The following is a 22347-nucleotide window of genomic DNA, read 5'->3' on the forward strand; positions in this document are numbered from 1 at the left end:
GCTAAAGGGCCACACACAAATGAATAAACTAATCGCTTTTTTGACCTTTTTAGCGATGTTCGCCGTGGGCTTATGTGCTATTTACTACCAGGACTATCGTGCTGAGCGTAAGAGCGCTTACGCCAACGCGGAAAGGGCGGTCAAAAATATCGAAGATATCCTCGACGAAGCTAAAGATGCGGTGGAAGACAGCAAACCGCTACTGGCTCAGTCCTGCACGCCTGACGTCATCCGACAGTTGAATATGACGGCGGCGATCGCCAGCCATCTGCGTACCGTCAGCCTGATAAAAAATGATGTGGTGTACTGTTCGTCGCTGTATGGCGTGGATAATCGCCCGGCGTCGCTGGGACGCTTTCATATGCGGGAACTGGCGCTGCTGGCCGGCAACTCCGTCACGCCGGAAAGGACGCTGATTATGTATCTCGGCACCACGGCGGACGGCAGCATCGGCGTGGCGATACATGGCCAGCATTTAACCAACGTGCTGGATCTACTCAGCAAGCGGCGGGACCTGTATTTACTGGTCGGCAATACCTGGATATCGCGTGATAATAAGGTATCGGCATTTAACCTCGACGATTCGCGTAATTTTGTCATTATCCCTTCCAGCCGCTACCACTTTTCCATCCTTTTTCCCCACGACGACAAATATTCTCTTGCCGACTTTTGGAATCAGGAAAAAATGACGTTGCTGGTGGTGTTCCTGATTGCCCTCGGCTCCGGTTTTCTGGCTTATAAATATTCGACACGTTTCAACTCGCCTTATGACGGCATTCGACGCGCCATCGAAAATCAGGAAGTGCTGCCCTATTACCAGCCGGTTATCGCCACCGAATCACAGGAAATTTACGGTGTGGAAGTGCTGGCGCGCTGGCATCACCCGAAGAGCGGTTTTATTTCCCCCGATATTTTTATTCCGCTGTGTGAACAAAGCGGTTTGATTATCCCGATGACCCGCTCGTTAATGAGCAGCGTAGTGCGCGATTTAACATCCCATCTCGACACCCTGCCGGACCATTTGCATATCGGCATCAATATCAGCGCCCAACACTGCCAGTCCGACGATTTTATTACCGACTGTCAGAACTTCATCGCCGCTTTTGGCGAGAAAAAAGTGCATTTGATCATTGAAATTACCGAGCGGGAAAAAATCGAAATTACACCGGAGACTATCGCCTTCTTCAAAAAACTAAGCGACGCCGGCGTGCTGATCGCGCTGGACGATTTCGGCACCGGCTATTCCAATTTTGACTATCTCAGAAAACTGCATGTGAACGTCATCAAGATCGATCAGTCGTTTGTCAGCATGATCGACGAGGACGATCCGCAATCCAGCACGCTGGTCAACTGCGTTATCGATCTGGCGCAACAGATGAACCTGATGACCGTCGCCGAAGGGGTGGAAACCGAATATCAGGCCGCGTTTCTATCTCGCAAACAGATCAATTTCATGCAGGGATATTTCTTCTCCCGACCGCTGCCGTTTGACGAACTGGCGCGAACCTGGCTCAGCAAACGCTGAGCCAGCGTGTCGCTTCACCGACGTCTGACGATAAACACGGTTTATCCGTCCCTCCGTCTTTACAAGCTCGGAGACAAGCGGTAAATTCCCGCCCCTTCTCTACTGGCATGGGGATAAAAAAACAATGTTTGTCGGCTTTGACTATGGTACGGCCAACTGCTCGCTGGCCGTAATGGAAAACGGGACGCCGCGCTTGCTGCGGCTGGAGCAACAGTCTCCCTATTTGCAGTCGATGCTGTGCGCGCCCAGCCGCGAGGCGGTCAGCGAATGGCTGTGGCGGCATCATCAGGTCACGGCGGAAGGTGAAAACGCCCAACTGCTGCAACGCGCCATCAACCACAACAGTGAGGAAGATATTCGGGTTCAGCCGGACAGCGTCAGGTTCGGGCTGGCGGCGCTGGCGCATTACATGGATGACCCGCAAGACGTGTGGTTCGTGAAATCGCCCAAGTCGTTTCTCGGCGCCACCGGGCTGAAAGCCCAGCAAATAGCGCTGTTTGAAGATCTGGTCTGCACCATGATGCTGCACATTCGCCAGCAGGCCGAGCAACAGCTCGACCAGCCGATCGAGCAGGCGGTGATTGGCCGGCCGATCAACTTTCAGGGAATAGGCGGCGAAGAGTCCAACCGTCAGGCACAAGGCATTCTGGAACGGGCGGCACAACGCGCCGGATTCCGGCAGGTCGCGTTCCAGTTTGAACCGGTGGCCGCCGGCCTCGATTTCGAAGCCACGCTGCAGCAGGAAAAACGGGTGCTGGTCGTGGATATCGGCGGCGGCACCACCGACTGTTCGATGCTGCTGATGGGGCCAGACTGGCGCGCCCGCCGCGAACGCGAGGAAAGTCTGCTGGGTCACAGCGGCTGTCGGGTCGGCGGCAACGATCTGGACATCATGCTGGCGTTTCGGCAGTTCTGCCCGCTGCTGGGGATGAACGGCATCACCGAGAAAGGCACCGCGCTGCCGGTGTTGCCCTGGTGGAACGCCGTCGCCATCAACGACGTGCCGGCGCAGGCGGAATTCTACAGCAGCGCCTGCGGCAAGCTGCTGCGCGATTTGATCCGCGATGCGCGCGAACCCGACCGGGTAGAGCGCCTGCTGACGGTATGGCGCCAGCGGCTCAGCTACCGTTTGGTTCGGCTGGCGGAAGAGCAGAAAATCGCCTTGTCGCAGGCCGACACCTCACAAGCTAGCCTGCCGTTTATCGCGCCGGATCTGGAAACCCGCGTCAGCGTGAATCAACTGGAAGAGGCGATCGCCCAGCCGCTGGAGCACATCAAACAGCAGCTCATTCAGGCCCAGAAAAACAGTCAGACCCGACCGGATGTGATTTACCTGACCGGCGGCAGCGCCCGCTCGCCGTTGCTGCGCGCCGCCATCAGCGAATGTCTGCCCGATGTGCCGATCGCCAGCGGCGACGACTTCGGTTCCGTCACCGCCGGGCTGGCCCGCTGGGCCGAGACACTGTTCCGTTAACACATTATTCCGTTAAAACACGGTGCCGATAAACGGTATTCCGTTCGTCAAACGCCTCAGGACACGGCTGTCGTGAGGCGTTCAAACCAGCGCTGGCTGTCGTAATCGTCAGTCAGCACAATCCCGAATTGCTGTTGCAGGCAGTCCAGATAATCACGATGGCTGTCGAGCCTTCGTTCGCTTTTCTGCCCATGTCGGGTCACGATCAGACGGTTGTCCGATAACGTCACTCGCCCTTGCGGCGTTACGCGGGTACAAAGCGATTTGCTGGTGAAAGGCGACGACGGCGAGGTCTGGTGGTAATGCGCCATGTCGGCGTACTCCTCCAACTGTCGGGGTTGCGGCGTAAACTTGTACTGAGGTTTCCACGCCTGGCCCGCCGTCAGTTGCTGCAACTGGTAGCCGTCATCCGTGGCCGCCACCCGATAGCTGACCCGATCTTCGCGGGACACCGCGCCAGACAACGGCACCGGCACACAGAACGAATCGCCGAAACTGATATCGGCGATCACCGCCCCCTGCGGCAGTTCGACTTTCAGAAACAGATGATCGAATGGCTGCCCGTAATGACCGTCGTCGTTCCACACCTGACCGGACAGCAGTTGCACGTCAAACCCCAATGCCTTCAGCAGCAGATAAAATCCGTAATTGAGTTCGTAGCAGAACCCGCCGCGTCGCTCATCAACGATCTTGCGATAGATGGCGGAAGGGTCCAGGCGTATCGGTTTCCCGAACACCACATCCAGGTTTTCAAACGGAATATGCGTAAGATGAGCAAGATGGAGCTGATGCAGCAGTAAAGCTGGCTCCGCAGGCAATAAACTGACGCCAATACGTTGCAGATAGCGTTGAACTTCTGAATTATCCAGCATATGTCTTCCCGGTGCCTGAATAAAAGCCTATCCCCGTCATACTTCAGGTTGCAGGAAGGCCAATACACCCGCAGCTTGAAGTATGACGGTATAAAACCTCCAATGTGCGATTGATAATACCCCTTCGCTGCCTATTGATAAACGGGACGCCGCATCCGGCAGGCAATAAGGCGAGATCGGTCACGGGGCGGCGCATCAGCCAACCGGGCGCGCGCCGCCCGTCGGGTTAGCCGTTGGCTGGCAACCGATACTGCGTGCTGCGCTCGCCGTTGATATAGAGTGCGCGCCGTTCGTCAGGCGGTAGCTGTACGGTCAACATCCGCCACGCCGGAATGAAGGCGCCTTCCGGGCGGAAGGTGATATCGATACGCCGGGCGCTGCAACACACCTCCCAACGCAGCCACAACGCCTGTCCGTCGCGCCAGCGATGCGTTTCTCCGTCATCTTCAAACAATAGCCCTTGCTGCACGCCATTGCCCGTCAGCGGGAAGAGCAACAGGGTGCGCTGGTCATCTTCCGCCGGGCAGGTGAAATCCGTACGCGCCGACAGCGGCACCATCGCTCCGGCCCGCACCAGCAACGGCAGCCGTTCTAGCGGCGCATCAAGCGTCACGGTTTGCCCGCCGCTGAACCAGCCGCCGCGATAAAAGTCATACCAGCCGTCGCCATTATCCGGCAGATAGACCTCCCGCCGGCGTTGTCCCGGCTCCACCACGCTCGCCACCAACAGATCGCGTCCCAGCATGAAATCGTCGGTTTCCCCGAAGGTACGCGGGTCATGCTCGTGATCCAAAAAGGTCGGGCGCAACATCGGCTCGTCATCCGCATGCGCCTGCCAGAGCAGGGTATACAGATACGGCAACAGCCGATAACGCAGTTGGATGGCGTCACGGATAATCGGCGTCACCGCCGGGTACATCCAGGGTTCGTTGACCGTGGCGTCGTCATTCCACGAGTGAATGGTAAACCGCGGATGCATCACCCCGTTTTGCACCCAGCGCGCAAACAGCTCGGCATCGGGCTTATTGCCGGCGAAACCGCCCACATCATGGCCCACGTTATACAGGCCGGACAGACTCATGCCGACCCCCATACGGGTGTTGTAGCGCAGCGTCTGCCAACTGGTGCGGTTGTCCCCGCTCCAGGTCTGCACGTAGCGCTGCATACCGGCGCTGCCGGAGCGCGAAATCAGATAAGGCCGCAGCGTCGGCGCAAACCGCTGCTGCGCTTCCATCGAGGCACGCATCATCAGCAGCGGCATCAGCGGACGGATATGCTTGATGGCAATCGGCTGACCAAAGCCATGACAGCGCGCTTCGCCGTCCCAGATCTCGAATTCGTTGTTATCGTTCCAGGTGGAGTCGATGCCTTTTTCCAGCAGTTGCCGGGTCACGTTCTCCTGCCACCAGGCGACGGTGTCCGGATTGGTGAAATCCAGATGGGAGCCTTCGTCGTCCCAGAAGCTGGAGCGCTCCGGATTGTCCGACTGCGAATCGCGCACAAACAGCTCTTTGGCCGCCACCTCCTGATAGCGGGGGTGATCCTGTAACAGGCAAGGCTTGATATTGGCAGCCAGGTGCATACCGGCATCATGGAATGCCCGGCTCATTTGCTCCGGCTGCGGCACTTTGTCGTAGTTCCAGTTGAACACGTAACGTTTGTTGCCAATTGAGGTATAGCCGGACGAGAGCTGGAACGAATCGCACGGAATCGCATGCTGGCGACACAGTTCGATAAAGGACAACAGCTGTTGTTGAGCGTCCGGCGCGTCGGTGTAATGCATGGTGGACCCGCTGTAACCGAGGCTCCATTTGGGGCCGAAACAGGTTTTGCCGGTAAGCCGGACAAAGGCTTTGGTCACATCGAGAATAGCGGGGCCGAGCAGAAAATAATAATCCAGATCCCCGGCGTCGGCCTGATAGCGCCGGTAAGCCGGGTGGTAATTATCGATCTCGTTGCCCAGATCCAGCCAGGTGGTGCTGAGATTGTCGTAAAACACGCCGTAGCTAGCCCCCGGTTGATTGACCAGGGTGAACGGCAGGTGCTTGTAGAGCGGATCGGTGCTTTGCGCGTTATAGCCCATCGCATCCAGATTGCGGAATTCAAAGCGACGACCGGAGCGGTTTAAGTCGCCCGCCTTTTCCCCCAGCCCGTAGCAGCGTTCCTGCGGGGTACGCCGCTGATAGTGCGCCACGCCGTCGCCGTGCATATTGAGCAGATAGGCGCCGGTCGGCCGATCGGACGCCAGCGGTTGCCACTGCCCGTGCGCATCAAGGTATTCCCATGCCAGCCACAGCGGCTGATGCACCGTCACCCGCAATGGCCCGGTGCTGATCTGCAAGGCATCGCCTTGCCAACTTAGCGTATAGCCCGGCAGCGTGAATCCCTCGCTGTTCTCCCGTTCCCGGCCCTGCCACGGTACGTCCTGCTGCGGCGCAATGCTCCAGGTGCGATTCAACCGCAGCTCCCCATGCTGTTTAATCAGTACCCGCATCAGCCCCGGCGCCAGCACGTACAACAAAAAGCGGTGTGCGCCGTCCACCAGCAGTTCAACCCGATCCTCGGCCTGATGGTGCAATACCCAATGTTTCAATGTCTTCATAGCATCACTCGTCTATTCGGAGGTTCTGTCAGTGCGCGCGCTGGCGACGTTCCGCGATGAACGCAATCAGGAACAGCGCGCCGAATAAATCAAAAAAGCCCATAGCGACAAACAGCGGACTGAAGCCAATCCTGTCGGCGGTAACGCCAATCAATAGTGAAAACAGGAAGCTGGCAATCCACGCGCTGGCGCCGCGCATACCGTTGACCGTCGCCATCTGGCCTTTATCGAACGAATCCACCACGACGGCGCTCAGCATGCAGGAAATAATTTGGTGGCCGAATCCGCCAATCGAAATCAGGATGATGGCCAGATAGGGGTTTTGGGTCACGCTGACCAGCGCGAGCGACAGCATCAGAAACGCGCCGGTTACCGAACTGCCCACCACCGAGTTGATGCGTGAACAGCCAAACCACCGGGCGTAGAGCCGGGTCAGGTAGCCGCTGGCGATACTGCCGAAGTCGGCGGCAAGAAACGGCAGCCAGGCGAACATGGCGATTTGTTTCAAATCCATGCCACGCTCTTTGGCCAGGTACAGCGGCACCCAGAAACTCAGCACCGCCCAGGCAGGTTCCGCCATAAACGCGGGAATGGCGATGCCGTAAAAACGGCGGTTTTTCATCACCGTCTTCATGGCGGTAAAAAACGGTTGTTTCACCGGCTCCGGCTCATTGTCCTGACGGATAAACGCCAGCTCTTCCTTACTCAGGCGCGGGTGTTCTCCCGGGTTATGGTAAAACAGCCACCACAACACCACCCACAACATCGCCAGCACCCCGGCAAACAGGAATGCCCCTTGCCAGCCGAAAGCGGAGTGCGCGACCACGATAATGGGCGGCGCCAGCATCGCACCGATGGAAAAGCCCACGCCGGCCCAACCGGCGGCGATGGGCCGCTCCTGGCGGGGGAACCACTCGCCGATGGTTTTGGCGTTGGCCGGCGTGGCCGCCGCTTCAGCCCCGCCCATCATGAAACGCAAAATGGCAAGCTGCACCCAGCTCCCGGCGCCGGCATGCAGCAGGCACATCAGCGCCCAAATCACGGCGCAGATCATGAAGCCCAGCTTTAATCCAATCACGTCGATCAGCCATCCGCATAAAGGCTGAAATAGCGTATAGGCCAATTGGAAAGCGCCGACAATCCAGGAGTATTGCTCGGTGGTGATATTCAGCACCGTTTTTAATTCGGGCGCCAGAATACCCAGCGAATTGCGGGTAATGTAATTAACGGTGACGCCAAACAGAAATAACGCCAGTATCCACCAGCGCAATTGTTTGAATTTTCGTTTTTCATTGATGACGGGCGAGGAATTAACGTCGAGACTCATGGTGATCTCCTTGCGGCAGACAACAGTGAAACGCCTCCCGGCGCAACACCATCCTGATGTTCTAATGTTCGGATTTTTATAAGTATTTTTATGTCGTGACGACGTATTCTTCGGCGTGATGACGCCTGAAGAATCACGACCGATTCAGCGTAGAAAAATTAAAAAGCCGGAGATACTCACTTTTTTGCAACTATTTTCATGGTAGCGTCGAAATATATTCTTTCCGGCCATTTATCCGCCGTCCGACGCCTTTTTTCTGGTGATGAAAATTTTTTCACGATTCAAATTGAACGGGATCACAAAATGAAAAAAAACCTCAAAATTCGTGAAATCGCCATGCAAACCGGCTTCTCCGTCAGTACCGTTTCCCGGGTGCTGGCGGGGAAATCCAATACCAGCGATGCGGCGCGGACGCGAATTCTGACCTCTGCCCGGCAATACGGCGTGATGGATCATCTGGCCACCGGCCGCTTGCTGCTTAATAGCCTGACGGTGTTCGCGCCGGAGCGCGCTTTTAATAGCCGGGCGGATATTTTCTACCATAAGGTACTGGAAGGGATTCTCGACTCGCTGGACTCGCACGATGTACGCCTGCGCTACTGCGGGTTGGCGGAAAACGACAGCGATGCGGCGCTGTTTCTGGAAAAAATGTCGTCGCCGGAAACCGAAGGCGCCATTCTGATCGGCATTGACGATCCTTATATTCACGCGCTGGCGGCCGAATTGAACAAACCCTGCGTGCTGGTCAACTGTCTCGACAACAAAATGAAATTGTCCGGCGTGTCGCCTGCGCACCAGCTTATCGGCGAATTTGCCGCCAACTATCTGATCGATCAGGGGCACCGTCAGATCCTGACCCTGCTGTGCCTGCGGCGCTACACCATGGAGTGGCGACTGGCGGGCATTCGTGATGCCTATCAACAGCACAACCTGCCTTTTATTGACGACATCCATTTACTGACGCCCCGTGGCTTCGGCAGCGCAGAAACGGAACAGGCCGTCACTGACTTTCTGGCCGCCTGCCCGCAGGAACAGTACCCTACCGCCATACTGGCGGGCGGCGACTTTATGGCGGTGGGCGCCGTCAATGCGCTGCATAAAGCGAAGCTGCGCGTGCCGCAGGATATATCGGTCATGAGCATGGATGGCGCCAATCTGGCGGCGGTGCACGATATTCCGCTGACATCGGTGCTGATCCCGCGTGAAGAGTTGGGACGAGAGGCGGTGAGATTATTGCAGCTTCAGCTGATGCAGCCGGGACGAGGTACCGGCAATATTCTGCTTAACGGTACGCTGGCGGTGAGAGATTCGGTCAAACGCATTCGGCCCAGCCAGCGCCACTCGCCGGTGCAGGATACCGATTTATATGATGCATGAGTCAGGCGGGCGGTATCGACGGCATCAGGCCCGCGGTCAGCAGCGTGACAACGCGGGCCTGCCTGTCCGCCGCATCAGCTGGACTGACTGAGAATCAGCTGACCGTTGCGATCGAGCGGGATACGGGTGCCGGGATCGCGGTCCATCCGCACTTTTCCTTCCTGATCGCCGATTTTATAGGTGACATCATAACCCAGCACTTTCTGCGATTTGTCATACACCGTCTGGCAACGCTGTTGCGTGGAGGTGGTGGTATCACCGTCCTGCATTTTTCCCTGCACCTGATTGCCGGCGTATCCCCCGGCCAGCGCGCCGACTACCGTCGTCACATCGCGGCCACGGCCATTGCCGAACTGATGCCCCAGCACGCCGCCGGCCACGGCGCCCAGCAACGACCCGGCAATACGGTTTTCATCCTGCACCGGCTGGCGATGCGTCACGGTGACATTACGGCATTCCTGACGCGGCGTTTTCACGGTTTCTTTGATAGGTGTTGCTGTCAGCACCTGTGCAAACTGCGGTCTGGACGCAAACACATCCAGACTGGCGACGGCTGCCACACCCAGAGCTGCAGCCATACCAATACCCACACCCGCTAACATTGACTTGTTCACAGGAAACCTCCTGAATAAATAACCACGCATCCTCCACTCCACCCTGCGTTGAGCGCTCTTACGGCTCATAACGGGCTGATGGCTTTTAACCCGAAAGCCCCACCTTCCGGGGCGCGGCGTGCGCGCTACGCCGCCTGACGTGATGAAGTCTGCCTAATCCACCAGGTACTCTCAATCGGATTTCTACCTCAAAAAGGTTGCACAGATAACAAAACCGTCACATTTGAGAGTTTTCTTACCTTTAGTTGGTGTTAGTGCAATATTTTATTCTGTGATGTGAACAATATAGCGGGGAATAACAGGTTGCCCGCCGAATAGCGGGCAACCGAGACGCCAGACCAGAGCTATCCGGCCTTAATGCAGTTTGAGACGCGGGCGGATCACCCGGTTGATGCTGCCGACCAACATCATCAGGCCGGTCTTGATGTAGCCATGCAGCGCAATCTGGTGCATGCGATACAGCGAAATGTAAACGAAGCGGGCAATACGTCCTTCCACCATCACCGAACCGCGCATCAGGTTGCCCATCAGGCTACCGACGGTGCTGAATTTAGACAATGACACCAGCGAACCGTGGTCTTTGTAGACGTAAGGCTTCAGCGACTGATTATTCATCAGCGCCAGGATGTTGCTGTAACAGCGCGACGCCATTTGATGCGCAGCCTGCGCGCGTGGCGGCACAAAGCCACCGCCCGGCTGTGGGCAGGACGCACAGTCGCCGATGGCGAAAATAGCCGGATCGCGCGTGGTCTGCAGCGTCGGCTCCACCACCAGTTGGTTGATCCGGTTGGTTTCCAGACCGGCAATGTCCTTCATGGCGTCGGCGGCCTTGATACCCGCCGCCCATACCATCAGATCGGCGTCGATAAACTCGCCGTCCTTGGTGTTCAGGCCGTTCTGCTGGGCGCTGGTCACCATGGTTTTGGTCAGCACGCGCACGCCGAGCTTGGTCAGTTCATGGTGCGCCGCCGCAGAAATACGCGGCGGCAGCGCCGGCAGAATACGTTCCCCGGCTTCCACCAGCGTGACGTTGAGCGCCTGATTGCTGAGGCTGTCAAAACCGTAGCTGTGCAGCTGTTTCACCGCGTTGTGCAGTTCGGCGGACAGCTCCACCCCGGTGGCGCCCCCTCCGACAATCGCGATATTGACCTTCTCCTGCAGCCCCTGAGAAGCGGAGAACTTGAGGAACAGATTGAGCATTTCGTTATGGAAACGGCGGGCTTGTTTCGGGTTGTCCAGGAAAATGCAGTGATCTTTGACGCCCGGCGTACCGAAGTCATTGGAGGTGCTGCCCAGCGCCACCACCAGAATGTCGTACGACAGTGAACGGGCCGCCACCAGCAGTTCCCCCTGCTCGCCGCGGATTTCGGCCAGTTGGACGGTACGCTGCTCGCGGTCGATGTCGGTCATCATACCCAACTGGAAATTGAAGTGATGATTGCGGGCATGCGCCAGGTAACTCAGCGCATCCATATCATCATCCAGCGAGCCGGTCGCCACTTCGTGCAGCAGCGGTTTCCACAGGTGGCTGTGGTTGCGATCCACCAGTGTTATTTCCGCCTTCTTCTTACGACCCAGCTTATGCCCCAGACTGGTTGCCAGCTCCAGCCCTCCGGCGCCACCGCCGACAATCACGATTTTCTTGATTGGCAATGATGTCAAAATGACCCCCTGAAAATTTGTGAACCAATAGTTAATAAAGGGTAAAAAAATAATATCCTTATATTACATATGGTTATGATAATGAAAATTGGATATATGCGATGAGAATAGCATGTAAGGTCATTTGGTCATACCAAAATTGATTTATATCAATTTATTTTAGTTACAGATCGTCAGAGCGAAGAATTAGACGTTGAGATCCAACAAGTTAGTGCAGCAGGTCAGCAGAGGGAAAGCGGCTGTCGCCCCAGCCTGACGCGGGTTTGACAGCCACAAAGACAGTGTAGAGGAAAAATCACCCCAGTGATTTAAACGCCTTGATGCGTTGCAGGTGTGGCGAGATATCGCGGAATTTATGGCCTTCGCTCTCATTCCAGATGATTTCGTAGTATTCGCCCAGCAAACAGGCGCTGCGCTGGTTATTCAGCATTTCATCGTGGCGCGACAGCACCACCATACAGCGATCGCGGTTTTTCTCGCGGAAATTCTCCACGCACTTGGTGGCGATGTCTGCGTACTCTTCCGGACGATCGATTTTGCCTTCCATGTTTTCCTGCGGGAACAGGTTGGGATTGAACATCACCTGGCGGATATCACACAGGAAACCGATGCGTTCAGCCCAAAAGCCACCCAGCCCGACGCCGCAAATCAGCGGGCGGTTATCCGCATTCAATTGCAGCATCTTGTCCACTTCCCTGAGCAGATGCTGCATATCATGGCGCGGATGCAGGGTACTGTAGCTCACCAGCCGGACATCCGGGTCGATGAACTGCAACTGCAGCACTTTCTCATGATTACCCGGACTGCTTGAATCAAAACCGTGCAAATAAATGATCATCGGTGCCTTCCCTCCAGCCTCATTTAGCAGGTGATTTAACCGGCGGCTTTATGCGCCTGCCAGCGTTCACTCAGTGCCGTCAACTGCGACGTCGCCTGTTTCCAGCGCGATGAATTCAGCAGTTCACGGCGAGTGATCAACCCCCGATGATAGAGCGTCTCCAACCCCGGTACTTTGACCGGAGACAGGTTATCCAACACGCTGATCGCGCCCTGACGCTGGTTACATACCAGAATCATGTCGCACCCCGCGTCCAGCGCCGCCTGCGCGCGTTCGGCGTAACCGCCCATCACCGCTGCGCCTTCCATCGATAGATCATCCGAGAAGATGATGCCGCCAAATCCCAGCTCCTGACGCAGCACTTGTTTAAGCCAGTAGGGCGACCCGCTGGCCGGGCGGGGATCGGCATCGGTATAAATCACGTGCGCCGGCATCACCGCATCTAACTGCTGGCGGGCGATCAATTCCCGAAACACCCGCATATCCCGTTCCCGAATTTGCGCCAGCGACCGCTCGTCCCGCGGCGTTTCCTTGTGGGAATCCGCCGTTACCGCGCCATGACCGGGGAAATGCTTGCCGGTCGCCTTCATACCGGCGGCACGCATGCCGGCAATAAAACGCTCCACCACCGCCAGCAAGGTGTCCGGGTCGTCGTGGAAGGAACGGTCGCCAATCGCCGCGCTCTGGTGCCCGACATCCAGTACCGGCGCAAAGCTGATATCGATATCCATGGCGATCATCTCCGCCGCCATCACCCAGCCCGCTTCTTCCGCCAGCAGTTGCGCCTGCGGCAACGGGTTCAGCGCGGCAAACGACTGCGCGGCCGGCAGCGCGGTAAAACCGTCGCGAAACCGCTGCACGCGCCCGCCTTCCTGATCGACCGACACCACCAGCCGCTCGCGAGAAGCGCGACGCATCTGACGCACCAGTTCCGCCAACTGGTCGGCGTCGTGAAAGTTACGGCTAAACAGGATCACGCCACCCACCAGCGGATGCGCCAGCACCTCGCGATCTTCCGCGTCCAGCTCATAGCCGGCCACATCTAACATTAACGGCCCCACAAACACCCCTTCTGTATGATTGCCACATCGGCATGATGGAAAAATCGGCCTGATAATCAAACGGCCCGCGCAAACGCCCCCCAGAGAGAAAGACTCAATCGCGCCATCCCGCGGCCCGCCGCAATGCGTCAGCCGTCTGTCGGTAATACGCCTCAGCGGTCTGCCGCCAGCGGACTTCGAACCACATCAGCACCAGATAATCCACCCAATATTGCCAGCGCGCCGCCTGCCGCCGCAGTGACGCCGGGCGCAGGTGGCGCCAGTGCCGACAATACGCCTGCAAAAAATCCTGCTGACGCGCTTCATCCAGCTCGCAGGACCGGAACAGCAACGCCAGCTCCAGCCCGATATCGCCGTCCGCCGCGTACTCCCAGTCAATCAATCGCCAGCCGGCCTCGGTACGCAGCAGGTTGCCGGGATGCACATCCAGATGCAGCGGCGCGATCAGTAACGGCGTCGGCAGCGGCTTATCCACCACCTGCTGATAGACGCGCCTCAGACGCGGCGAGCGTCGGGCTGGGTCCATATGGTGCCAGTGATGCGCCATCAGGCGTTTCAACGGCAACGGATAGCCATAACGCGGCTGATGATGCAGACGCGCCAGCATCGCCGCCAGTTCTCCTTCCGCCTGCGCAAACTGGCGCTCATCGGCCAGCTCGCCCGCCAGCCACTGCACCAGCAACCAGCCATCGCGCCAGCACACCGGATGCGGTGCCAGCGACTGCCCGGCCAGGTGCCGCAGCACATGAAATTCACGCTGTCGGGAGGTGCCAAGCTGGCGCCCCTGCGGCGTTTCGCCGCGCGCCAGCCACAGCCCGGCCGGAGAATGAACGCGCCAGCTCTGGTGACTAAGGCCGTTGACCGGCTGTAAATAAAAACCGGCGGTCGCTACCGCCGGCAGAGCCTGCTGCAACAGCGCGTTCAGCGCCTCACTGCTGGCGAACCGTGCCATTGCCGGACCAGACGATTTCGCCGGTCTGCACCAGCATCAGTTGCATCGACAGATCCGGTGACTTCACGTCCCCGCTGGCGTCGGCATACAGCACGTATTGCGCGCCGACATAGCGGGCCAACCCCACCGCTTTGCTGCGCGACTCCAGACTGTCTTCTTCCGATAATCCCAGCGACTGCCGGGCAACGCCCAATTGTTCGCGAGACACCATCGTAAACTGCCCGGAAGACGCCAGCGCGTTATACAGCGCGGTAGTCGCCTGAGCGGTCTGCAGCGAACCGTTGGTGTTATTTTTAAGCTTGTTCAGCAGCAAAATACTGCCCCTGGCGATGCCGTCGGTTTTCACCATCTGCCCCACCAACGGCGTAGCCGCGGCCGACCAGTCCAACACCGGTACCTGAATCTTCGGCGGCGTCGGCAATGGCTGACTTTCTGCCGGCGGCAACTGCGGTTTCGACGGTGTGGGGACGGCGGGCTCGATAGTGGCCGGTTGTTCCGTTTGCGGCGCGCGGCTGGTACAGCCGGCAATCACCAGCGCCATCAGCACGATGCCAAGATATTTTTTCATGTCTGTCCTCTCAATCACGCATCAGAGAAAAAGATAAAGCCGTACCTGGCTGGCTGCCGGGTCAGCATGCGTGGCAACAAGGGAGATATCCGTATGGGCAGGGATCACCGCCGTCTGGCTGACACCCAGCGGCGGCACATCCAGCCCCTGCTGATCATACCAGTAAAAACGGTAGTGCAGCGTCACCGGCTGCCCCGACGTATTGCTGATACGGGCCGACGCCTGCTGACCCGCGCCGCCGCGCGACAGCGACGGACGAGAGGCGCTAATGCCGGCCGCCATCACCGAGGCGTCCAGCACCAGCGTCTGTTTGGAATTAATGGTCAGACTGGCCGTCTTGCTGCATCCGACAAGCGACATGCCCAGCAGCAAGGCGGCCAATGCGCCTGATGAGAATACGCGCATGACCGCATCAACCGGCCAGCAACGGCCCCAGCGGGCGACCGCCCAGCAGATGCATATGGATGTGATACACCTCCTGACCGCCGTGGCGATTGCAGTTGATGATCAGACGGTAGCCGTCATCCGCAATCCCTTCCTGACGGGCAATACTGCCTGCGACGGTGATCATGCGGCCAAGCGCCGCTTCATGCTCCGGCGCGGTGTCATTCACGGTGGGGATCAGGACATTCGGCACAATCAGAATGTGGGTGGGGGTACGTGGCGCGATGTCGCGAAAGGCAGTCACCAGTTCATCCTGATACACGATATCGGCGGGGATTTCCCGACGAATGATTTTACTGAAAATGGTTTCTTCAGCCATAACACAGTTCCTTTAAAAACGAGCGCTGTTCAGCGATGCGGCTTGCAGTATGAGTGATAAATCCAATACTTTTCAACTCTCTTTGTCGGTGCTCGCCACGCGTAGCACCGGCGTTATGCCGCGAAAAATGCCGCCGGCATCCCCAGAGAACACCCGGCGTCGGTAATTTTCCGCCACTCTCCCTCGGAAATGGCGATGCCCTCAGCCTGACGCTGCTGACGGGCCTGACGTTCCGGTTCGCCGGCAATCAGAATCGGCACGGACGGATCCGGCGAGCGCGAGGCGCGGACATACGCCAACATGGCATCGTACTCCTGTTTCAGCCACGCCATCCCCACCAGTTTAGACGGATCGATCACAATGGTGGTCATGTTGTTGACGATGGCGCCTTCGCGCGCATTGCCCGGCTGAATGGTGCCGCCGCCGGACAAAATGCCCGCCAGCAGTTCCGCCGCCAGAATCAGGCCGCCGCCCTTGTGACGCGCGATAGGCAGCAACGCGCCGGTCGCCTCGCCTTCCCACATCACCCGCGGATCGGCGCTCGGGCGTCCGTCGCTGTCCAGCATCACCGGCTCATCAAAGATTTTCCCCGCCAGCCAGGCCACGCGCGTTTTACCCAGCGCCACAATGCTGGTGGCGAAGTCCAGAATAAAATCGGGGTTGTCGTCGCTGCCTGGGAAGGCAATACAGATCGGGTTGGTGCCAAAACGCGCCTCGCTGCCGCCAAACGGCGCCACCAGCGGCGCGATATCGCCGACATTAACGAAGTGAATCGAAATCAGACCGGCCTGCGCCGCCATTTCGCCGTAGGTGCCGATACGCCCCAGATGACAGGTCGACGCCAGCGTCATCAGGCAAATACCGGTGGTCTTCACCCGTTCAATCGCCGCTTGCATCGCTTCGCGCCCGGTGCGCTGCCCGAACCCGCGATCGCCGGAGAACTGCAGCACCGCGCCGCCATCCTGCAGCAAACGGGCCGGGGTGTTGGGATGCATGATGCCCTGCGCGATGAAACTGACGTATTCCGGCAACATGCCGACTCCGTGGCTGTCGTGCCCCTTGAGATTCGCGCCAACCAGATGAAGCGCCACGCACTCGGCTTCGTCGTGGTCACACCCGGTGTTACGCAACAGTTCATAGGCTATCTGCGTTAAACGCTCAGCTGAAATCCGCATACTGTTCCCTCTGAAAGAATGATGTTGTGGTACGCCGCTGATAGACGATGTTGTTATGGGCAGAGCGGCGTTGGTTATCCACTGTCGTGACTGACAACGGGCGTATCACGCACGGCAGCGTCAGTTATCCTACTGCCGAACTTCCGGTGAGGGGAAACGATTCTGTCCTGCCGGGAGGCATTTTAGAATATAAAAAAGCGGGCTGTAAAAATGCAGAATGTAAAAAAGGGGCCGTAGCCCCTTTTCGTCAACTCCCCGTAATCCGTCAGTGGTTACGGATATTTCAGTGATTACGGATGTAATCGTCCATATCGGTTTTCAGGTTATCGGACTTGGTGCCGAAGATCGCCTGCACGCCGGAACCGGCCACCACCACGCCCGCCGCGCCCAGTTTCTTCAGCTCGGCCTGGTCAACTTTGGACACATCACCCACGCTGACGCGCAGACGAGTGATACAAGCATCCAGGTTGGTGATGTTTTCTTTACCGCCGAATGCGGAAACCAGCGACGCCGCCATTTCAGAGTTGCCCTGAGCAGACTGCTCGGACGCAGACTCTTCGCGGCCTGGGGTTTTCAGATCCAGTTTGGCGATCAGCACGCGGAACACGGTGTAGTACACCGCGGCATAGCACAGGCCGACGATCGGGAACAGCCACAGTTTGCTGCCGTTGCCGCTCAGTACGATGAAGTCGATCAGACCGTGCGAGAAGCTGGTGCCGTCACGCATGCCAAGCAGAATACAGATCGGGAACGCCAGACCGGCCAGCACCGCGTGGATGACATACAGAATCGGCGCCACGAAGATGAAGGAAAACTCGATCGGCTCGGTGATACCGGTCAGGAACGCGGTCAGCGCAGCGGAGATCATGATACCGCCCACTTTGGCGCGATTTTCCGGTTTAGCCGAATGCCAGATAGCGAGCGCGGCGGCCGGCAGACCATACATTTTGAACAGGAAACCGCCAGACAGTTTACCCGCAGTCGGGTCGCCCGCCATATAGCGCGGAATATCGCCGTGGAACACCTGACCCGCAGCGTTGGTGAACTCGCCGACCTGCATCTGGAACGGCACGTTCCAGATATGGTGCAGACCGAACGGCACCAGACTGCGCTCAACGATGCCGTAGATACCGAACGCCAGTACCGGGTTCTGGTAAGCGGCCCATTGAGAGAAAGTCTGAATCGCGCTGCCCACCGGCGGCCAAATGAACGACAGCACCACACCGATGATGATGGCGGTCAGGCCGGAGATGATCGGCACAAAGCGCTTACCGGCAAAGAAGCCCAGGTATTCCGGCAAGCGGATGCGGTAAAAGCGGTTGAACATGTAGGCGGCAATCGCACCGGCGATAATCCCCCCCAGCACGCCGGTATCAGCCATGTGGTTAGCGGCGATATCTGCCGGCGACATATGCAGCACCAGCGGCGCAACCACAGCCATGGTTTTCACCATAATGCCGTAAGCCACCACCGCAGCCAGCGCGGACACGCCGTCATTATTGGTGAAGCCCAACGCTACGCCGATAGCAAAAATCAACGGCATGTTGGCAAAAACCGAATCGCCCGCCTGCGCCATCACGCTGGAAACAACCGCCGGCAGCCAGCTAAAGTTGGCCGACCCGACGCCCAGCAGAATACCGGCGATAGGCAGCACGGATACTGGCAGCATCAGCGATTTACCTACTTTTTGTAGGTTTGCAAATGCATTCTTGAACATATAGAGAGTGCTCCTGAGTAATAGTGCTTCTACTTCTGACAGTTCGCATGAAGGTGGGGAGGTCATCCTTCACGCGGTCGGGATGTGATATGCATCCTCATTAATTTTTACGCAGAGTAAAATAAATGTTGCATCAAATGTTTGATAGCAGTCACGTTTCAACTCATGGGAAACCCACGTTACTATCAGAAGTCTTATGGTTTGTGATCTAACGCTAAAAATTAACCCCGCCACCGTACAGCGCAAGCTGCAAATGGCAGGGATTATCAGCGATTAATTACGAAGCCAAAAAAAACTCGCGTATTCTCAACCAGTATCAGGCCACGGTCAACCGCGCTGCATCAATGTGGAATAGCCGAGCAAAATTTTCGGTAGTGGTGGATGCCAGCTGTTCAAGACTGACATTTTTGAGTACAGCCAGATATTCAGCCACATCGCGCACGTAGGCGGGCTGATTCTCCTTGCCGCGGTAGGGAACCGGCGCCAGCCACGGGGAATCGGTTTCAATCAGCAGCCGGTCCAGCGGCACGTAACGCGCGACGTCGCGCAATGCGTCGGCATTACGGAAAGTCACAATCCCGGAAAAGGAAATATAGAACCCCAAATCCAGCAGTTTCTCCGCTGTTTCCCGATCTTCGGTAAAGCAGTGCAGCACGCCGCCGCATTCGTCCGCTTTTTCCTCACGCAGGATGGCAAGCGTATCTTCACGGGCGGAACGGGTATGCACAATCACCGGCTTATTCAGCGCCCGGCCAACGCGAATATGTTCGCGAAACGATGCCTGCTGCTGCGGGATGGTGTCTTGCTGATAATAGTAATCCAGCCCGGTTTCCCCCAACGCGACAACCGACGGTGAGGCCGCCAGTGTGCGCAGCTCGGCGAAATCGTACGGCTCTTCCTGACTGAGCGGATGCACGCCGCAGGAAAACGCCACATTGTCGCGTTCGCCGATCAATTCGGTCATGGCGCGGAATCCCGGTAAGGTGGTCGCCACCGCCAGAAAAAAGCCTACCTCGCGCTCACGGGCCTTGTTCAGCACGTCAGACACGTCTTTGTGCAGCGACTGATAATCCAAACCATCAAGGTGGCAGTGGGAATCAACTAACAACATAATCAAGGGTATCCGGTATTCAGGAAAAAGATGACGACACCGGCAGCGTCGGAGACGACAACAGGCTCTCCCACGCCAGCAACAGTTCCGTCAATAACAATTCGCGGTTAACGCCCGTCACCGACAACAGTTGGTGACGACAGTGTAGCCAGCGCCGCAGGCCGTGGTGCAGGCGGGCGTCGCCAAGCTGTGACGCCAATTGCGCCGCCAGCGGCGCCTGATCCAGGTTGGTCCGCTGATCGGCAGCCTGATGGCGCCATTTCAGCGCATCCAGCAACAGCGTACTCACCCAGTGAATACGACGATCGGCGTCATCATGATTGAGTACCGGCAACAGCGCCAGCGCATCACTGGACTGCAGGCTCTGCGCCAGCTGCTGGCAAACCGCCTGACGCGCTTTCCAGCTATCCGGCTGCAGCAATGCTTCAGCGGCCAGCGGCGCCCCCGCCGCCAGTCGCAACGCGGTCTGCAGCGCCAGCTCATCATGATGTCCGCGTCCGCGCAGCCATTGCATCCCTTGCGGCTCAGCCGGCACATCCAGGTACAAATGCAGGCAGCGACTGCGCATCGTCGCCAGCAACCGTCCCGGTTCGCGGCATCCCAGCAGAAAATAGGTTTGCGCCGGCGGCTCTTCCAACGTCTTCAGCAGCGCATTGGCCGCCGCTTCGGTCAGGCTTTCCGCCTGCGGCAGCCAAACCACCTTCGCACCACCCTGCCGCGAGCGCTGGTACACTTGCTCTAACGCATCGCGCACCGCGTCAACGCCCAGACTGTGCTTACCTTTTTCCGGGCTGAGGGTATGCCAGTCCGGATGGGTGCCGGCGTTCATCAACTCACAGGAGTGGCAGCGTCCGCAGCTCTTTGCGCCATCCGGCTGCTGACACAGCAGCCAGCGGCTGAATGCGTACGCCAGCGAGGCGTCGCCCATACCGTCGATAGCATGCAGCAACAGCGCATGATGGCCGCGCTCCGCCTGATGCGACGCCAGCAACTGGCGGTAAGGCGCATTCAGCCAAGGATACCACTCCATCAGTCGCTCACTCCCCTCGCCCGTTCAGTTGCCGCAGCCAGTCAGACAAGACCTGACGGATGTCGGCATTGACCAGCGCCAGGTCGCGGGATGCATCAATCGTCACGATAGAAGCGTCGGCCGCCGCCTGTTGCTGATAGCGGGCGCGGGTGCGCTCGAAAAACGCCAGCGACTCCTGCTCGATGCGATCCAGCGCGCCGCGCTGGCGGGCGCGTTTAAGCCCCAGCTCAGGCGAAATATCCAGATACAACGTTAAGTCAGGGCGGAAATCGCCCAGCACGGTATCCCGCAGCGAGGTCATCAATCGCGCATCGATACCCCGGCCGCCGCCCTGATAGGCCTGGGAAGAGAGATCGTGCCGATCGCCCACAACCCAGGCGCCGCGGGCCAGCGCTGGTCGAATCACGTTATCCACCAGCTGCACGCGCGCCGCATACAGCATCAGCAGTTCGGCCTTATCCGTCAGCTTTTCATCCGCCACGCCCTGTTTGATCAACTCACGCAGCTTTTCCGCCAGCGGCGTGCCGCCGGGCTCACGGGTAAACACAATGTCATCAATGCCGAATGTCCGCAGCGTGTCCACCACCACCGCATGAGCGCTGGTCTTACCCGCGCCTTCCAGACCTTCAATTACGATAAATTTACTGTTCATTCTTTTCCTTTCCGGCGGCAGCCTGCGCGGAACGATACGCCTGCACGGCGCGGTTATGATCGTTCAGGTTGGTGGTAAATTTGTGTCCACCCTTGCCGTCGGCCACAAAATAGAGATAGCCGGTTTTGGCCGGATGCGCGGCTGCTTCGAGGGACGCCTTGCCCGGCATGGCAATCGGCGTGGGCGGCAACCCGCTGATGACATAGGTATTGTACGGCGTGGGAGCCTCCAGCGCACTGCGGGTAATGGTGCCGTTATAGCTGTCCCCCATGCCGTAGATCACCGTCGGGTCGGTCTGCAACCGCATACCGGCGCGCAGGCGATTGATAAATACCGAGGCCACCAGCGGCCGCTCTTCATTAATAGCGGTTTCTTTTTCAATCAACGACGCCATCACCAACAGGTCGTCCGGGGTTTTATAGGGTAACCCTTCGTCCCTCCCCTGCCAGACGTCATTGAGCATTTTCGTCATCCGCTGGTGCGCGCGCTGCAGGATCGACTTGTCGCTCATGCCCGCAGTGTGCAGATACGTATCCGGATAAAACCAGCCTTCGGGGTTAGGCTTGTCTTTCAACCCCATCGCTTCGGCGATTTCCTGCGGTGTTTTATCATCCAACGTGTGCTTGAGATAAGGCGCCGACTTCAGCGTTTCCTGCCAGTCTTTCAGGCGCGAACCTTCCACAAACCGCAGCGAAAACTGCGCTTCTTTGCCGCTGGCCAGCAACGCCAGCATGTCGCGCACCGTCATCGCAGGCGTCAGCCGATAGGTCCCGGCCTTAAACGCCGCCAGTTCCGGCTCCAGATGCAGCAACCAAGGGAACCAGCCGCTGGCGCCAATAATTTGTTGTTCTACCAGCAGCTCTTTTAGCGCTTCACGATTGGTGCCGGCCGGGAGAGTAAAAATGGTTTCCTGTCTGATAGCCAACGGTGAATCGGCAAGGTGCTGTATCTGTTTCCAGCCCCACCAGGCACCGAGCGCCAGCAGAACAATAATCCCAAGACCCCATTTTATTCTCTTCATAACACA

The 22347-nt window shown here is 58.0% G+C and carries 20 protein-coding genes; 3 read left to right on the top strand and 17 right to left on the bottom strand.

Features of this window, described 5'->3' with window-relative positions:
* Positions 1 to 19 precede the first annotated feature (19 nt).
* Entirely contained in the window at positions 20 to 1525 is a 1506-nt protein-coding gene (locus tag CVE23_RS13750) for an EAL domain-containing protein (protein ID WP_100849759.1), read from the top strand.
* Positions 1526 to 1649: 124 nt separating this feature from the next.
* A complete protein-coding gene (gene yegD, locus CVE23_RS13755; RefSeq protein ID WP_100849760.1) occupies positions 1650 to 2999 on the top strand; it encodes a molecular chaperone in 1350 nt (449 codons plus the stop codon).
* 56 nt (positions 3000 to 3055) lie between these two features.
* Here the strand turns inward: yegD and CVE23_RS13760 are convergent, their stop codons facing one another.
* The 3 genes from CVE23_RS13760 to CVE23_RS13770 all read right to left on the bottom strand — a co-directional run bounded on the left by CVE23_RS13760 (position 3056) and on the right by CVE23_RS13770 (position 7800).
* Positions 3056 to 3871, bottom strand: a complete 816-nt coding sequence (locus CVE23_RS13760) for an arylamine N-acetyltransferase family protein (RefSeq protein ID WP_100849761.1) — start codon at positions 3869 to 3871, stop codon at positions 3056 to 3058.
* 226 nt (positions 3872 to 4097) lie between these two features.
* Positions 4098 to 6473, bottom strand: coding sequence for a glycoside hydrolase family 31 protein (locus tag CVE23_RS13765; protein ID WP_100849762.1), 2376 nt, complete (start codon positions 6471 to 6473; stop codon positions 4098 to 4100).
* 28 nt (positions 6474 to 6501) lie between these two features.
* A complete protein-coding gene (locus CVE23_RS13770; RefSeq protein ID WP_038668050.1) occupies positions 6502 to 7800 on the bottom strand; it encodes an MFS transporter in 1299 nt (432 codons plus the stop codon).
* Positions 7801 to 8103: 303 nt separating this feature from the next.
* Between CVE23_RS13770 and CVE23_RS13775 the strand changes: the two genes are divergently transcribed.
* Complete coding sequence (locus CVE23_RS13775; RefSeq protein WP_100850474.1) at positions 8104 to 9177, top strand: LacI family DNA-binding transcriptional regulator; 1074 nt, start codon at positions 8104 to 8106, stop codon at positions 9175 to 9177.
* Between the two features lie 74 nt (positions 9178 to 9251).
* Here the strand turns inward: CVE23_RS13775 and CVE23_RS13780 are convergent, their stop codons facing one another.
* From CVE23_RS13780 to mltG, 14 genes are all read right to left on the bottom strand, one after another.
* On the bottom strand, positions 9252 to 9791 hold the full coding sequence (locus CVE23_RS13780; RefSeq protein WP_038919503.1) for a glycine zipper 2TM domain-containing protein: 540 nt from the start codon (positions 9789 to 9791) through the stop codon (positions 9252 to 9254).
* A gap of 354 nt (positions 9792 to 10145) precedes the next feature.
* A complete protein-coding gene (locus CVE23_RS13785) occupies positions 10146 to 11453 on the bottom strand; it encodes an NAD(P)/FAD-dependent oxidoreductase (RefSeq protein WP_100849763.1) in 1308 nt (435 codons plus the stop codon).
* 295 nt (positions 11454 to 11748) lie between these two features.
* The gene (ycfP, locus tag CVE23_RS13790; protein ID WP_038668043.1) at positions 11749 to 12291 is read right to left on the bottom strand and encodes an alpha/beta hydrolase YcfP; all 543 of its coding nucleotides are present in this window, start codon (positions 12289 to 12291) and stop codon (positions 11749 to 11751) included.
* A gap of 35 nt (positions 12292 to 12326) precedes the next feature.
* Complete coding sequence (gene nagZ, locus CVE23_RS13795) at positions 12327 to 13352, bottom strand: beta-N-acetylhexosaminidase (RefSeq protein ID WP_100849764.1); 1026 nt, start codon at positions 13350 to 13352, stop codon at positions 12327 to 12329.
* A 94-nt stretch (positions 13353 to 13446) separates the two neighbouring features.
* Entirely contained in the window at positions 13447 to 14304 is an 858-nt protein-coding gene (locus CVE23_RS13800) for a phosphotransferase (RefSeq protein WP_038919506.1), read from the bottom strand.
* Positions 14282 to 14872: a penicillin-binding protein activator LpoB gene (lpoB, locus tag CVE23_RS13805; RefSeq protein WP_038919508.1), complete on the bottom strand. Its 591-nt coding sequence runs from the start codon at positions 14870 to 14872 to the stop codon at positions 14282 to 14284. Before lpoB ends, CVE23_RS13800 begins: the two co-directional genes overlap by 23 nt.
* Positions 14873 to 14893: 21 nt before the next feature.
* Positions 14894 to 15277 carry a YcfL family putative periplasmic lipoprotein gene (locus CVE23_RS13810; RefSeq protein ID WP_038919509.1) on the bottom strand — a complete coding sequence of 128 codons (384 nt, stop codon included), beginning with the start codon at positions 15275 to 15277 and terminating at the stop codon, positions 14894 to 14896.
* 7 nt (positions 15278 to 15284) lie between these two features.
* A complete protein-coding gene (hinT, locus tag CVE23_RS13815) occupies positions 15285 to 15635 on the bottom strand; it encodes a purine nucleoside phosphoramidase (RefSeq protein WP_013318426.1) in 351 nt (116 codons plus the stop codon).
* A 113-nt stretch (positions 15636 to 15748) separates the two neighbouring features.
* Positions 15749 to 16810: a malate/lactate/ureidoglycolate dehydrogenase gene (locus CVE23_RS13820; protein ID WP_100849765.1), complete on the bottom strand. Its 1062-nt coding sequence runs from the start codon at positions 16808 to 16810 to the stop codon at positions 15749 to 15751.
* Between the two features lie 283 nt (positions 16811 to 17093).
* The gene (gene ptsG / locus CVE23_RS13825) at positions 17094 to 18527 is read right to left on the bottom strand and encodes a PTS glucose transporter subunit IIBC (RefSeq protein ID WP_100849766.1); all 1434 of its coding nucleotides are present in this window, start codon (positions 18525 to 18527) and stop codon (positions 17094 to 17096) included.
* A gap of 316 nt (positions 18528 to 18843) precedes the next feature.
* Entirely contained in the window at positions 18844 to 19638 is a 795-nt protein-coding gene (locus CVE23_RS13830) for a metal-dependent hydrolase (RefSeq protein ID WP_100849767.1), read from the bottom strand.
* Between the two features lie 19 nt (positions 19639 to 19657).
* Positions 19658 to 20668 (bottom strand): DNA polymerase III subunit delta', encoded by a 1011-nt coding sequence (gene holB / locus CVE23_RS13835; RefSeq protein ID WP_100849768.1) that lies wholly within the window; start codon positions 20666 to 20668, stop codon positions 19658 to 19660.
* 7 nt (positions 20669 to 20675) lie between these two features.
* On the bottom strand, positions 20676 to 21320 hold the full coding sequence (tmk, locus tag CVE23_RS13840) for a dTMP kinase (RefSeq protein WP_100849769.1): 645 nt from the start codon (positions 21318 to 21320) through the stop codon (positions 20676 to 20678).
* Positions 21310 to 22341, bottom strand: a complete 1032-nt coding sequence (mltG, locus tag CVE23_RS13845; RefSeq protein WP_100849770.1) for an endolytic transglycosylase MltG — start codon at positions 22339 to 22341, stop codon at positions 21310 to 21312. The genes tmk and mltG overlap by 11 nt, the downstream gene beginning before the upstream one ends.
* Between the last annotated feature and the right edge of the window lie 6 nt (positions 22342 to 22347).

Origin of the sequence: Dickeya fangzhongdai (genome assembly GCF_002812485.1) — a bacterium.
Taxonomy (GTDB): domain Bacteria; phylum Pseudomonadota; class Gammaproteobacteria; order Enterobacterales; family Enterobacteriaceae; genus Dickeya; species Dickeya fangzhongdai.